The organism is Streptomyces sp. NPDC058662 (assembly GCF_042716255.1).
Lineage (GTDB): Bacteria > Actinomycetota > Actinomycetes > Streptomycetales > Streptomycetaceae > Streptomyces.
On sequence record NZ_JBHXRU010000002.1, the window covers coordinates 54,536 to 68,863 of the forward strand.

9 protein-coding genes are annotated in these 14,328 nt (G+C 73.0%); 4 read left to right on the plus strand and 5 right to left on the minus strand.

What is annotated here, in order from left to right; translation table 11 throughout:
* Window positions 1-70 precede the first annotated feature (70 nt).
* On the minus strand, window positions 71-1,891 hold the full coding sequence (locus ACFWUQ_RS01395; protein ID WP_384531640.1) for a serine hydrolase: 1,821 nt from the start codon (window positions 1,889-1,891) through the stop codon (window positions 71-73).
* Window positions 1,892-2,284: 393 nt separating this feature from the next.
* Between ACFWUQ_RS01395 and ACFWUQ_RS01400 the strand changes: the two genes are divergently transcribed.
* From ACFWUQ_RS01400 to ACFWUQ_RS01410, 3 genes are all read left to right on the plus strand, one after another.
* Window positions 2,285-3,391 (plus strand): NAD(P)H-dependent flavin oxidoreductase, encoded by a 1,107-nt coding sequence (locus tag ACFWUQ_RS01400; protein WP_384531429.1) that lies wholly within the window; start codon window positions 2,285-2,287, stop codon window positions 3,389-3,391.
* Window positions 3,392-3,498: 107 nt separating this feature from the next.
* The gene (locus ACFWUQ_RS01405) at window positions 3,499-5,055 is read left to right on the plus strand and encodes an acyl-CoA synthetase (RefSeq protein WP_384531431.1); all 1,557 of its coding nucleotides are present in this window, start codon (window positions 3,499-3,501) and stop codon (window positions 5,053-5,055) included.
* Window positions 5,056-5,167: 112 nt separating this feature from the next.
* On the plus strand, window positions 5,168-6,307 hold the full coding sequence (locus ACFWUQ_RS01410) for a calcium:proton antiporter (protein ID WP_384531433.1): 1,140 nt from the start codon (window positions 5,168-5,170) through the stop codon (window positions 6,305-6,307).
* A 111-nt stretch (window positions 6,308-6,418) separates the two neighbouring features.
* Here the strand turns inward: ACFWUQ_RS01410 and ACFWUQ_RS01415 are convergent, their stop codons facing one another.
* The 4 genes from ACFWUQ_RS01415 to ACFWUQ_RS01430 form a co-directional block, all read right to left on the minus strand.
* Complete coding sequence (locus ACFWUQ_RS01415; protein WP_384531435.1) at window positions 6,419-8,872, minus strand: penicillin acylase family protein; 2,454 nt, start codon at window positions 8,870-8,872, stop codon at window positions 6,419-6,421.
* A gap of 170 nt (window positions 8,873-9,042) precedes the next feature.
* Entirely contained in the window at window positions 9,043-9,909 is an 867-nt protein-coding gene (locus ACFWUQ_RS01420) for a YhjD/YihY/BrkB family envelope integrity protein (RefSeq protein WP_384531437.1), read from the minus strand.
* A 153-nt stretch (window positions 9,910-10,062) separates the two neighbouring features.
* Entirely contained in the window at window positions 10,063-11,364 is a 1,302-nt protein-coding gene (gene paaK / locus ACFWUQ_RS01425) for a phenylacetate--CoA ligase PaaK (protein ID WP_384531439.1), read from the minus strand.
* 89 nt (window positions 11,365-11,453) lie between these two features.
* Window positions 11,454-13,163 (minus strand): acyl-CoA synthetase, encoded by a 1,710-nt coding sequence (locus tag ACFWUQ_RS01430; protein ID WP_384531440.1) that lies wholly within the window; start codon window positions 13,161-13,163, stop codon window positions 11,454-11,456.
* Between the two features lie 189 nt (window positions 13,164-13,352).
* Here ACFWUQ_RS01430 and ACFWUQ_RS01435 point away from each other — a divergent pair, with 189 nt between their 5' ends.
* Complete coding sequence (locus tag ACFWUQ_RS01435; RefSeq protein ID WP_384531442.1) at window positions 13,353-14,153, plus strand: crotonase/enoyl-CoA hydratase family protein; 801 nt, start codon at window positions 13,353-13,355, stop codon at window positions 14,151-14,153.
* The last annotated feature ends 175 nt before the right edge of the window (window positions 14,154-14,328 follow it).

Sequence of the window (14,328 nt, forward strand, 5' to 3'; positions counted from 1 at the left end):
AGGTTTTCACCGGCCCGGGGCCCGGGCCGGTGGTGGTCGTTCGGCGGCGGGGTGAGGGCGTCGTCTCCTTTCAGTCCGCCGACCGGGACCAGCCGACGGCGTGGACGCGGGCGGCGTCCGAGGGGCGGTCGTCCGAGAAGAGGAGGCCTGCCGGTTCCGCCACGCGTACGACGTCCACGTAGACCCCGCGCCCCACGTAGCGGCCGGTCGCGGTGTGCCGGAAGCGCAGGTGGGTTGCGCGGCCCGCCCACGCCGGAGTCAGGGGGGCTTCCAGGCGGTGCCAGACGCGGCCCGACCAGCCGCCGGCGCAGCCCCGGGGCCATGTCTCGGGGGCGCCGCCCGTGCTCCGTACGGTGCTGAACGGCAGCGGTTCCCAGGCCTGTCCGTCGGCCGAGACCTCCAGGTGGAAGGCGCCCTCGCCGGGCACCGTGTCCCACCACACGGCGCAGCGCAACCGGGCCGCGCCGGAGGCGGGGGTGATCGGGGGCAGGGTGAGGGTGCCCGAGCCGCCGGGGGTGTTGCCGGAGAACCAGGCCGGGCCGCCGTGCCGGGTGCGGACGGGAACGGCACGGGCGAAGCGGTTGCCGACCGCTACCCGGGGCGCGCTCCCGGCACGCCAGGTGCGCACCGGGTGGACGGAGTTGCCGAGGAGGATCAGGAAGGAGTCGGTGGAGGGGTCGAGGACCAGGGAGGTACCGGTGAAGCCGGTGTGGCCGGCGGAGTGCGGGGTGGCCATGGCGCCCATGTACCAGTGCTGGTAGAGCTCGAAGCCGAGTCCGTGGTCGTCGCCGGGGAAAGCGGTGTTGTAGTCGGTGAAGAGCAGTTCGACGGAGGCGGGGCGCAGGATACGACGGCCGGCGTAGACCCCGCCGTCGAGGAGGGTGCGGGCGAGGACGGCCAGGTCCCAGGCGGTGCCGAAAACACCGGCGTGGCCGGCGACTCCGCCGAGCGCGTGCGCGTTCTCGTCGTGCACCTCGCCCCACACCAGCCCGCGGTCGAGTCCGGACCAGGGCGGGCGCTGCACCTCGGTGGCGGCGGTGACCCGGCGCCACGAGAGCGGTGGATTGTATCGAGTGCGGTGCATCCCGAGTGGAGCAGTGATCTCGTCGTGGAGCAGGACATCCAAAGTGCGACCGGTGATCCGTTCCAGGAGCAGTTGCAGCGCGATCAGGTTCAGATCGGAGTACCGATACACGGTCCCCGGCGTCTCCTGCGGTCGCACCGACCACAGGAGGCGCAGCCGCCCCTCGCGGGTGGACTCCTGGTAGAACGGCGCCCACGAGCGCAGTCCGGAGGTGTGCGTGAGCAGCTGACGGACCGTGATGAGCTCCTTGCCGCCGCCGGTGAACTCCGGCAGGTAACGCCGTACCGGTGCCTCCAGTTCCAGGAGGCCCCGTTCCATCTGCTGCACGGCCAGCAGCGAGGTGAACAGCTTCGTCAGCGAGGCGAGGTCGAAGACCGTGTCCTCGGCCATCGGAATCCGCTCGGCGGTCGGGAACTCCCGGGCCCGGTCGGTCCGGCCGTCGTAGTCCGCGTACCGCACCGCGTCGCCCACGGCCCGGTGCAGGGCGACGGTGCGACCCCGCCCGGCGAGGACCACGGCTCCGGCGTAGTAGGGATGCTCGGGGGAGGGGCTCAGGAAGCGGCGGGCCTCGTCCACGACGCCTTCGAGGTGCTCCTCCAGGAGCCCGGCCTGGCGCGCGGATCCGTAGCGGAGCCGCAGGCCCTGGAGGGCGCGCCGCTCGGCCGGGTTCCCGCCCGCCCCGGCGGCGCCGGGGAGTGCGGCGCTCAGCAGGAGCGCCCCACCGAGCGCCAGGAGCCCCGTCCCGATCCGACGCCGCCCCGCACCCTGCCGCCGCACGCCGTGCCCCTCCGCACGGCGCCGCCCCACGACGGGTGCCGAGGCGCCGGCCGCCCCGGCGACGCCGCCCGCACCCGCACCACCGGCTCCGACCGGGCCCGCGCCCGTACCGCTCACTCCCGTACCGCTCACTCCCTTACCGCCCGCGCCCGTACCGCCCGCTGTGCCCGCGCCCGTACCGCCCGCCCCTGCTCCGCGTCGGGCTGGGGCGCGGGGCGGTTCGGTGCGGGGCGGTTCGGCGTCGGTCCTTGTGGCGTCCCCCGTACCGACCATGTCCGGCCTCCTGTTTCGTGGCTGCGCCGCACGCTATGGGGTATCTGCCCGCCCGTCGCCCACCCTTCGCACCACACGGGTGGCAAAGAATCTGACACTGCATCAGAAAATCTCTTCCCTCGTCCGCCGGGCTGCGGCATCCTGCCGCCCATGGAGACGGAGCTGAGCAAGAAACTGGGAGTCGAACACGCCATCTTCGGCTTCACACCGTTCCCGGCGGTCGCCGCCGCGATCACCCGTGCGGGCGGGTTCGGCGTGCTCGGCGCCGTCCGCTACACCGCGCCCGACGACCTCAAACGCGATCTCGACTGGATGCAGGCGCACACCGACGGCAAGCCCTACGGCCTCGATGTCGTCATGCCCGCCAAGAAAGCCGTCGACGGTGTCAGCGAGGCCGACATCGAGGCGATGATCCCGGCGGGGCACCGGCAGTTCGTCCGCGAAACCCTGGCCAAGCACCACGTGCCCGAGCTCGCCGAGGGCGAGGCCTCCGGCTGGCGGATCACCGGCTGGATGGAGCAGGTCGCCCGCAACCAGCTCGACGTCGCCTTCGACTACCCCATCAAACTCCTGGCGAACGCCCTCGGTTCCCCGCCCGCCGACGTGATCGGCCGGGCCCACGACCACGGGGTCCTCGTCGCCGCCCTCGCCGGCAGCGCCAAGCACGCCCGGCGGCACGCCGAAGCCGGTATCGACATCGTCGTCGCCCAGGGGTACGAGGCCGGCGGGCACACCGGCGACATCGCCACCATGGTCCTGGTCCCCGAGATCGTCGAGGCCGTCGCCCCGCTGCCCGTCCTCGCCGCGGGCGGCATCGGCAGCGGCGAGCAGATCGCCGCCGGACTCGCCCTCGGCGCCCAGGGCGCCTGGCTCGGCTCGCTGTGGCTCACCACCACCGAAGCCGACCTCCACTCCCGCGCCCTCACCGCGAAGCTGCTGGCCGCGGGGTCCGGCGACACCGTCCGGTCCCGCGCGCTCACCGGCAAGCCCGCCCGCCAGCTGCGCACCGAGTGGACCGACGCCTGGGACGACCCGGAGGGCCCCGGGGCCCTGCCCATGCCGCTCCAGGGCCTGCTCGTGGCCGAGGCCGTCTCCCGGATCCAGAAGTACGAGGTCCAGCCGCTGCTCGGCACACCCGTCGGCCAGATCGTCGGCCGCATGAACAGCGAACGCAGTGTGCAAGACGTCTTCGACGACCTCACCCGCGGTTTCGAGGCAGCCGTCGACCGCATCACCCGCATCGCCGGACGTTCCTGACCCCTCCAGGCCCCCTCGGCCCCCGGACCACCCCTTCTACGTGCAGGCTTCCCGCCCCCCACCTCCCGCCCCGCCCGCGAGGACCGATCCGAGAGGAGCGCGACCCCATGACCGCCAACCATCCGCCCAACGGCTTCTGGGCGCAGGCCGCCGCCGACCCCGAGCGCACCGTCCTGGTGACCCCCGAGGGCGAGGAGTGGAGCGCCGGACGACTGCACGCCGACGTCAACCGCCTCGTGCACGGCCTGCGCGCCGCGGGGCTGCGCCAGGGCGACGTCTTCGCCGTCGTCCTGCCCAACGGCGTCGAGTTCGTCACCGCCTACCTCGCCGCCTCCCAGGCCGGCTTCTACCTCGTCCCGGTCAACCACCACCTCGTCGGCCCCGAGATCGCCTGGATCGTCTCCGACTCCGGAGCGAAGGTCCTCATCGCACACGAGCGCTTTGCCGACGCCGCCACCGCCGCGGCCGACGGGGCGGGCCTGCCGCCGCGCGGACGCTTCGCCGTCGGCGCGGTCCCGGACTTCCGCCCGTACGCGGAACTCCTCGAAGGGCAGCCCGGAACACCCCCGGCGGACCGCACCCTCGGCTGGGTCATGAACTACACCTCCGGCACCACCGGCCGCCCGCGCGGGATCCGCCGTCCGCTACCCGGCAAGCTCCCCGAGGAGACGTACCTGGGCGGGTTCCTCGGCATCTTCGGCATCCGGCCCTTCGACGGCAATGTCCACCTGGTCTGCTCCCCGCTCTACCACACGGCCGTACTCCAGTTCGCCGGCGCGTCCCTGCACATCGGGCACCCACTGGTCCTCATGGACAAGTGGACTCCGCAGGAGATGCTGCGCCTCATCGACCGCCACGCCTGCACGCACACGCACATGGTCCCGACGCAGTTCCACCGCCTCCTCGCGCTCCCGCAGGAGACGAAGGACGCGTACGACGTCTCCTCGATGCGGCACGCCATCCACGGCGCCGCCCCCTGTCCCGACCACGTCAAGCGGGCGATGATCGACTGGTGGGGCCGGTGCGTGGAGGAGTACTACGCGGCGAGCGAGGGCGGGGGCGCCTTCGCCACGGCCGAGGACTGGCTCAAGAAGCCGGGCACGGTGGGCAGGGCCTGGCCGATCAGTGAGCTCGCCGTCTTCGACGACGACGGCAACCGGCTGCCCGCCGGCGCCCTGGGCACCGTCTACATCAAGATGAACACCGGCGGTTTCAGCTACCACAAGGACGAGGGCAAGACGAGGAAGAACCGCATCGGGGACTTCTTCACCGTGGGCGACCTCGGAGTCCTGGACGAGGAGGGCTACCTCTTCCTCCGCGACCGCAAGATCGACATGATCATCTCGGGCGGGGTCAACATCTACCCGGCCGAGATCGAGTCCGCGCTGCTCGCCCATCCGGCCGTCGCCGACGCCGCCGCGTTCGGCATTCCGCACGCGTCATGGGGCGAGGAGGTCAAGGCCGTCATCGAACCCGCGGAGGGTTTCGTCGCGGGCGACGCGCTGGCGGCGGAGATCCTCCACCACTGCGAGCGGCAGCTGGCGGGCTTCAAGCGCCCCAAATCGGTCGACTTCATCGAGACGATGCCGCGCGATCCGAACGGCAAGCTGTACAAGCGGCGGCTGCGCGAACCCTATTGGGAGGGCCACGAGCGCGCGATGTGACGGGGTGCAGGGTGTCCGGACGGCGCCGTACGTTGACCGCCCGGCCGGCCGGCCGGCCGTACAGGCGCGCGTTGCCCCGCACTCGGGGGACGGTTCTGGCAACTTGGCTGATATGAGTACGGCAACGCACAGATCACCCCTGACCGACTGGACCGTCCTGGTCCCCGTGGTGGCCCTCGCCGCGCTCGCCTTCAGCTGGGGGCGCGACCTGCCCTCATGGGCCGTGGTCCTGGTCTCCCTCTGCCTCGCGGGCGCCGTCCTGGCAGCGGTGCACCACGCCGAAGTCGTGGCCCACCGGGTCGGCGAGCCCTTCGGCTCCCTGGTCCTCGCCGTCGCCGTCACCGTCATCGAAGTGGCCCTCATCGTCACTCTGATGGCCGACGGCGGCGCCAAGACCTCCTCGCTCGCCAGGGACACCGTCTTCGCCGCCGTCATGATCACCTGCAACGGCATCGTCGGCCTGTCCCTGCTCGTCGGCGCCCTGCGCAACCGGGTCGCGGTCTTCAACGCGGAGGGCTCCGGGGCCGCACTCGCCACCGTCGCCACGCTCGCCGTCCTCAGCCTCGTGCTGCCCACCTTCACCACCAGCAAGCCCGGCCCCGAGTTCTCCACCGCCCAGCTGACCTTCGCGGCCGTCGCCTCACTCGCCCTCTACGGTCTGTTCATCGCCGTGCAGACGGTCCGTCACCGGGACTACTTCCTGCCCGTGGACACCAAGCGCCACCGTGAGGAAGCCGCCCGGGCGACGGCATCGGCCGCCGCCGGCGAGGACGACGACCACGCCGAACCGCCCAGCTCGCGCGCCGCGCTGACCAGCCTCGGCCTCCTCCTCGTCGCCCTGATCGCCGTGGTCGGCAATGCCAAGGCCGTCTCCCCGACCATCGAGGCGGGTGTGGAGAGCGCCGGCCTGCCCAACGCGGTCGTCGGCGTGATCATCGCCCTGCTCGTCCTGCTGCCCGAGACCCTCGCGGCCGTCCGCGCCGCCCGCCGCGACCGCGTCCAGACCAGCCTCAACCTGGCCTACGGCTCCGCCATCGCCAGCATCGGCCTGACCATTCCCGCCATCGCCCTCGCCTCGATCTGGCTCTCCGGCCCGCTCACCCTGGGCCTCGGCCCGGTCCACATGGTGCTGCTCGCCCTCACGGTCGTCATCAACGCCCTGACGATCGCCCCGGGCCGCGCCACCCTGCTCCAGGGCGGCGTCCACCTCGTGCTGTTCGCGGGGTTCATCTTCCTCGCCGTCAGCCCCTGAACGCGGTGCCCCCCGGAGGACCGGGAGCCCCAGGCCGCCACGACGGGCACGGGGGCGGGCGGCCCGCCCGCCCCCGTGCCCGTCGGGTCAGCGCCTCCCGCCCCCGTCGGGTCAGCGCCGCTCGCGCGGCCACACCACCTTCAGCCGGGGCGAGGTGAGGATGTCCCGCTCGCAGAACCGCGAGGTGACCCAGCGCTCCCCGGCGAACAGCCGCGTCTGGTCGGCGTAGTACGGCGAGTTCGGGTTCGCCGACTGGCTGTACGTGAGCAGGGTGCGCGCCACCGGGCAGCGGCTGCCGTCCCAGCCGACCGCCTGGATGTGGCTGGAGCCGTGGGCGACCTCCGGGTAGCCGCCGGCCGCCGCGTTCCACGGCGCCTCGATCTTGTTCCAGACGCCCAGCGCCTCGGTGCCCCCGCTCACGGGCAGTCTCTGCCCGCCCCGGACCACGAACTGGTGCTCGCCCAGCGGGGCGTCCAGCGCGATCGTGGCCGTCCCCAGCTCCAGCACCGCGTCCGCCAGCGCCCGTCCGATGCCGGGAGCCGCCCGGTTGAGCGTACGGGGGGTACGGACCGGATCGGCCGCCGAGAACGGTACGAGCCACAGCTCCCCGGGCGGGGTCGACGCCGTCAGCTTGCGCCAGAACCGGTCGAAGAGCAGGGCGCCCCGACTGGAGCTGTCGACCGTGCGGTCCCAGCCCGCGAGCACCGCGCAGGCCGCGGAGACGTCGACCACCGTGCCGTTGCCCGCGGTGGCCGTCCCGCCGGGCAGGGCCGCGCAGGCCGCGGCCGCGTCGGCCGCCGCCAGGTCGCCGGCCGGGACCCGGTTCGCGAACTGATGCCGTTGCAGGTCGGCCACGGTCAGTCGGCCCCGCGCGGCCATGGCGGCCACGTCCTCCAGGGCCCCGCGCGTGCGCAGCGAGCGCGGGGTCCCGACGTTGCCCCAGATCCGCTCGTAGCCGGTCAGCGGCCGCTCGGAATTGGCGAGCCAGGCGCTGTCGTTGGAGTTCTCGGCGTACGGGGCGTCCGTCAGTGTCGGCGCCTTCGCCGGGCCGAACACCCCCGGCTGCACCGCGTCCGGGTCCGAGCCGATGGCGCAGTCGCCGCGCGAACCGTCGAGCACCGCCAGCCCCGACGACGGGTACGTGGCCCTGCCGAGCGGGGTCGAGCAGCGTGCGGCGAGCTCGTCGGTGATGCGGGGGAGCACCTGGGACTGGGTGAAGAGGGTGCCGCCGGCGGAGTCCGCGGCCACGGTGTTGACCCAGGGCAGGCCCTGGGTGTGTTCGAGGGCGTCCTTGATCCCGGCGACCGAACGCGCCCGGCCCATGGCGAGGGCGGTGTCGGAACCGCGCAGGTTCGCGGCGTTGGGGTCGTTCAGCGCGTACGCCGTGCCGGCGGTCCAGGGCAGCGGCAGGCCGGCGCCGAGGTGGGAGACGACCGGCCCGTAGCGCGTCCACCACTGGGTGCGGGTGACCGGATCGCCGCCCGCGACGGGGACGGTGACCTCCCTCCGGGTCATCCTCTCCGGCTTCCCGTCGACCAGGTAGGCCGTCGGATCGGCCGGGTCGAGGGAGAGCTGGTGCAGGTTGACGGGTGTGCCGGTGGCGACGGTGTGGCTCCAGGCGACCTTCTCGTTGAAGCCGATGTTGACCACGGTGGTGCCCAGCAGGGAGCCGCCGGAGACGTTCAGCTCGCCCGGGATGGTCTGCTGCGACTGCCAGAACCGGCGGCCGCCCTGCCACGGGTAGTGGGGGTTCCCGAGCAGCAGGCCGCGGCCGTTCGCGGTGGTCGAGCCGTTGAAGGCCACCGCGTTGGAGCCCCTGTCGTAGCGGGCGGTGTCGAAGAACTCCTTGGCGGCCGCGGCGGCCCGCTCCGGATCGACCGTCTCGGGGACCGCCGTACGGGCGGCCGGTGCCGGGGGCTGCGCGGCCGTGATGCCGTCGACGCCGCGTCCCTGGCCGCCGAGGACGGAGACCGCGAAGCCGCGGGCGGCCACGTCGGTGGCGGTCACCGGGCGCACCCAGCCGGCGCCCTTGCACGCCGGATCGCTGATCTTGTTCTGGGCGAGCCAGGCGTTGTACCCGGCGGCCCAGCCGCGCATCAGCTCCTTGAGGTTCCCGCTCGGCCCGGCCGGCGCGGGGGTGGCGAGGAGACGCTCCACGGTGCCGGAGTCCCGGACGCCCTTGAAGTACAGGTCGCTGGAGAGGTTGCGGCCGGCGGAGGAGAGCGAGCCGTCGGTCGCGGCGTCGGGCCCGAACCAGCGCGAGCGCTCGCCCGCCACGGTCACGAACCCGTCGGCGAGGACGCAGACCTGGTCGGCGGCCTGGGCCCAGCCCGTCCCGAAGCCGAGGTGGGCGTAGTCGCGGGCGAGGATGTGCGGGATGCCGTTCTCGGTGTACCGGAGGACCGCGGACAGGCCGCCGCCGGACGGGCCGGGGCCCTCGCGGTCCGTCGCGGCCGTCGCGGCGGCCTGGGGGAACGCGGCCGTCGCGGCGAGCAGCGCGGCGCCGGCCGTCGCGAGGCGGCGCAGGAGCGGACGGGTGCGGCGATGGCCGCGGCTGTAGCGCAACGTACCTCCCAAGTGGCCTGCGGGGAGGCCTGGTTGGCCGGGGCGCAGGCGCTGCGTGGTGTGCCCCCACACTCACGCAGGCCGGGCGAGGGTATGTCAACATGCCGTTTGGTATCTCCTGCGCGCAGGTGCGGGCCGGGCGGCACGCCAAGGTGCGGACCGCGGGCCGGTCAGTGCTCGGTGGGGGAGCCCTCGGCGGGGAGGAGTCCGGAGCGCCGGAGGCGGCGCAGGGTGACGTGCTCGTGCAGCAGGCGGCCGACGAGGGCGCCTCCGTAGACCACGAAGCCGACGCCCACCAGCCAGGACTGGACGACCAGGAGGGTGCCGAAGGGGCCGTAGGTGACAGCGTTCGAGGCGATCAGCGGGGAGAACACCAGTTGGGAGAAGGCGCGCAGGCCCAGCAGCCCGAGGCTGGTCGCCACCGCCCCGGGCACCAGGGCGCGCCAGCGGACCCGGCCGCCGAGCAGCAGCCACTGTGAGGCGCAGAAGAACAGGCAGGTGGCCGCCAGGTCGCCGGCGGTGCCGAGGGCGGTGCCGACCGTGTCGTGCGACGGGGCGGGGATCTCCACGAGCAGGGCGAGGTAGCAGACCAGCAGGGCGAGCCAGACCACGTGCCGCCACATGGTGTGCCAGCGGGCGGTCGGTACGTCCCAGACCTTCTCGTAGCCGGTCTGCACGGCCGCGCCGAAGGTCAGGCCGAAGACGGCCAGGGCGGCCAGGCCGAACGCGGTGGTCCGTTCCAGCGCCAGGTCCGCCGCGCCGAACACCATCTCGACGCGGGCCCGCGAGGACTCCGTCACCCCGAGGGCCTGGCCGAGCCACCGGCCGAAGCCCGAGCCGGAGCCCGGGGCGGCGGCCGCGACGACCACCAGCAGGGGCACCAGGGTGAGGAAGCCGAGGGCGGCGAAACCCATCGCCCGGTGCATCAGCTCCAGATCCCGGCCACGGCTCCAGGCCAGCCCGACAGGGGAGCCCTGGAGCCGGTCGTGGAGCCGCCGGAGGATCGAGGTCACATCCCCAGCCCTACCCCCGCGCATCTCCCGGGTCCCGCGCGCACCCCCGAAGAGGGCCCGAAGGGGTGGTTTCGCCCGCCCGGAAGCCCTCCTGGCCCCGTCGTCGGGCTCTGCCCGACCGTCGCCGGAGCCGCCCGCGCGCGGTGCGGCCGTCGGCCGGGCGGGGGGCGCGGGGAGCTAACCGGCGCCGCGCAGGTCCACCAAGCGCTTGATCTTCCCCACCGACCGTTCGAGGGTCTCCGGGTCGACCACCTCGACGCGTACGGAGACTCCGATGCCCTCCTTGGCCGCCCGGACGACCGAGGCGGCCGCCGCCGCGCGGGCGGCGGCGCCGGCCTCCCGGCGCGCCTCCACCCGTACGGTCAGGGCGTCCATCCGGCCCTCCCGGGTCAACCGCAGCTGGAAGTGGGGGGCCAGCCCGGCCGTGCGCAGGAGGATCTCCTCGATCTGCGTGGGGTACAGGTTCACCCCGCGCAGGATGATCATGTCGTCGCTGCGGCCCGTGATCTTCTCGATCCGCCGGAACGCCGGCCGGGCGGTCCCGGGCAGCAGCCGCGTCAGATCCCGGGTGCGGTACCGGACGACGGGCATGGCCTCCTTGGTGAGCGAGGTGAACACCAGCTCGCCGTGCTCGCCGTCGGGCAGGACCGCCCCCGTCAGCGGATCGACCACCTCCGGGTAGAAGTGGTCCTCCCAGACGTGCAGACCGTCCTTGACCGAGGCGAACTCCTGCGCCACGCCCGGCCCCATGACCTCGGACAGGCCGTAGATGTCCACCGCGTCCATCCCGGTCCGCTCCTCGATCTCCCGGCGCATCTCCTCCGTCCACGGCTCCGCGCCGAAGACGCCCGTTCTGAGCGAGGTGGAGCGCGGGTCGATGCCCTGTCGCTCCATCTCGTCCAGCAGGGTCAGCATGTAGGAGGGCGTGACCATGATGACCTCCGGGCGGAAGTCCTGGATGAGGCGGACCTGCCGGTCCGTCATCCCGCCCGAGGCGGGCACCACCGTGCATCCGAGCCGCTCGGCACCGTAGTGCGCGCCGAGCCCGCCCGTGAACAGCCCGTAGCCGTAGGAGATGTGGACGATCTGGCCCGGCCGGGCGCCGGCCGCGCGGAGGGAGCGGGCGACCACATCGGCCCAGGTGCTCAGATCCCGCTCGGTGTAGCCCACGACGGTGGGCCGCCCCGTGGTGCCGCTGGAGGCGTGGATCCGGCGCACCTCGGAGCGCGGCACGGCGAACATTCCGAAGGGGTACTGGTCGCGGAGATCCGCCTTCGTCGTGAAGGGGAACAGCGCGAGGTCGGCCAGGGAACGGCAGTCGTCCGGGTGCACCCCCGCCTTCTCGAACGACTGCCGGTAGAAGGGCACCCGCTCGTACACACGGCGCAGGGTCGTCCGCAACCGGGTGAGCTGGAGCGCGGCCAGCTCGTCGGAGCTCAGCCGCTCGCCCTCGTCGGGGATGTCCGCGTACACCGTCATGCCGTCACCTCGCCGTGAGCCAACCGAACGATCATTCGGTAGATTGCCGGACTCCGGCCGGTAAATCAATGACTCGAACGAGTGATCGCCTACAGGCCCGCCGCCTCATGGCCTGCCGCCTGGCCCGCCCCCTCATGGCTCGCCCCCGCGTGGCCCGCCGCATCGTGGCCCGCCGGGGAGTCCGCCTCCGTCGCCACCGTCTTCGCCCAGCGGTAGTCCGCCTTGCCGCTCGGTGAGCGCTGGATGGCGGGTGCGATGACGAGCTGGCGCGGGATCTTGTAGCCCGCCAGCCTGGTGCGGCAATGGCTCCTGATGTCGTCCAGCGTGGGCTCCGGCGCACCCGGCCGGACCTGCACCACCGCGGCCACATGGCTGCCCCAGGTCGGGTCGGGGACCCCCGCGACCAGGGCGTCGTACACGTCCGGGTGGGACTTCAGCGCCTGCTCGACCTCCTCGGGGTAGACCTTCTCGCCGCCCGTGTTGATGCACTGCGAGCCGCGTCCGAGGACCGTGACGATGCCGCGCTCGTCGACGGTCGCCATGTCGCCCAGGAGGACCCAGCGCTCCGCACCCTTCTGGAAGAAGGTCTCGGCGGTCTTCGCCGGGTCGTTGTAGTAGCCGAGCGGGACGTGCCCGCGCTGCGCGAGCCGTCCCGGTACGCCCACCGCCACCGGCTCGTGCGTCACCGGGTCGACGACCCGCGTACGGTCGTTGACCTCCAGTCGGAAGCCCCGCTCCGGGCTGGAGTCGTCCGTCGCCCGGCCGTTGGAACCGGACTCGGACGACCCGAAGTTGTTCAGCAGCAGGACGTTCGGCACGAGCCGCTGGAACTCGGCGCGCACCGTCTCCGACATGATCGCCCCGGAGGAGGAGACGCTGAACAGCGACGACAGGTCCGTCCCGCTGAGCGGCCCGTTCAGGGCGTCGATCAGGGGCCTGAGCATCGCGTCGCCCACCAGGGACACGCTGGAGACCTTCTCCTTCGCGATGGTGCGCAGCACCTCCTCCGGCGCGTACTTGCGGTGGATGACGACCCGCTGGCCGTAGTTGAAGGCGATGAACGAGGTCAGTGTCGAGGTCCCGTGCATCAGCGGGGGAGCCGGGAAGAAGGTGAGCCCGCCGCCCCGCGCGGCGACCCGCTCCGCCAGTTCCTCGGGCCGCTTCACCGGCTCGCCGCTCGGCTCGCCGCCGAACAGGCCCGCGAAGAAGAGGTCCTCGGCCCGCCACATCACGCCCTTGGGCATGCCGGTCGTACCGCCGGTATAGATGATGAACAGGTCGTCGGGGCTGCGCGGCGCGAAGCCGCGCGCGGGGGAGCCGGCCGCCTCGGCGGCCTCGAAGGCGACCGGGGCGAGGGCGGGCTCGGGGGCGCCCTCCGGAGTCGGCCCGACGCGGATCAGGTGGCGCAGTCCCGGCGTCTGCGGCAGCGCGGCCGCGACCCGCCCGGTGAACTCCCCCTCGAAGACGAGGGCGGCGAGGTCGGCGTCGTTGTAGAGGTAGACCAGCTCCTCCTCCACGTACCGGTAGTTGACGTTCACCGGGACCAGGCGGGCCTTCAGGCAGGCCAGGACGGTCTGCAGGTACTCGATCCCGTTGTAGAGGTGCAGTCCCAGGTGCTCGCCGGCCTCCAGGCCGCTGTCCAGCAGGTGGTGCGCGATCCGGTTCGCCGCCGCGTCGAGCTCCGCGTACGTGAGGCGGCGCTCGGCGCCGGTGCCGGGGTGGTCCACGTACACGAGGGCCTCGCGGTCCGGAACCACGTCCACGACCGATTCGAACAGGTCGGCAAGGTTGTACTCCACCGTTCCTCCTGACCCCGAGATTCCCGACGGCCGGCCCCCGGGGCCGGTCCGCTCCGGCGGTCATTACAGCGCCGCCGCACACAAGTGGGAAGGCCGCCACCCAAGAAATCTGACTGAGTGTCAGGAAACTATTGAACTGCACCCGCCCCTACTGCAACCTGTTCTAGGTCTTGAGACGGGAGGACGGCAATGGGTGGGACAGAACACCTGACCGTGGAACGGCACGGCGCCACGCTGGTGCTCACCATGAACAGGCCCGAGGCGAAGAACGCGCTCTCGCTGCCGCTGCTGGTGGGCCTGTACGACGGGTGGCTGGAGGCGGACGCCGACGACACCGTCCGGTCCGTGGTCCTGACCGGCGCGGGAGGGGACTTCTGCGCGGGCATGGACCTCAAGGCCCTGGCCGGCAAGGGCATGGCCGGCGACCAGTACCGGGACCGGCTCAAGGCCGACCCGGACCTGCACTGGAAGGCCATGCTGCGCCACCACCGGCCGCGCAAGCCGGTGATCGCCGCCGTGGAGGGGTACTGCGTGGCCGGCGGGACCGAGATCCTGCAGGGCACCGACATCCGGGTCGCGGGCGAAGGCGCGACCTTCGGGCTGTTCGAGGTCAAGCGCGGGCTGTTCCCGATCGGCGGCTCCACGGTGCGGCTGCCGCGGCAGATCGCGCGTACGCACGCCTTGGAGATGCTGCTCACCGGACGGCCGTACTCCGCCGACGAGGCGGCGCGGATCGGTCTGGTGGGGCGGGTGGTGCCGACAGGGACGGCGCTGGAGGCGGCGCTGGAGACCGCCGAGCGGATCAACGCGTGCGGGCCGCTGGCGGTGGAGGCCGTGAAGGCCTCCGTGTACGACACCGCCGGGATGACGGAGGCGGAGGGGCTGGCGGCCGAGTTGCTGCGGGGGTGGCCGGTCTTCGACACCGCGGATGCGAAGGAGGGGGCGAGGGCTTTCGCCGAGAAGAGGCCGGCGGTGTACCGGCGGGAGTAGCTTCCGGGGCCCTGACCGGCCCCGGGCTCTGGGCCGTGGGCCGCGCCGATTCGCCGTGTCCGGGTGCGGCGCCGTTGCCGGGGGGCGGGCCCCCGCCCCCCCCGGCGCGCACGCCCCCGGGGGGGGGGGGGGGGTGGTGTTAACAAAATAAGACGGCGAGCGAGAAGTTTGTGTT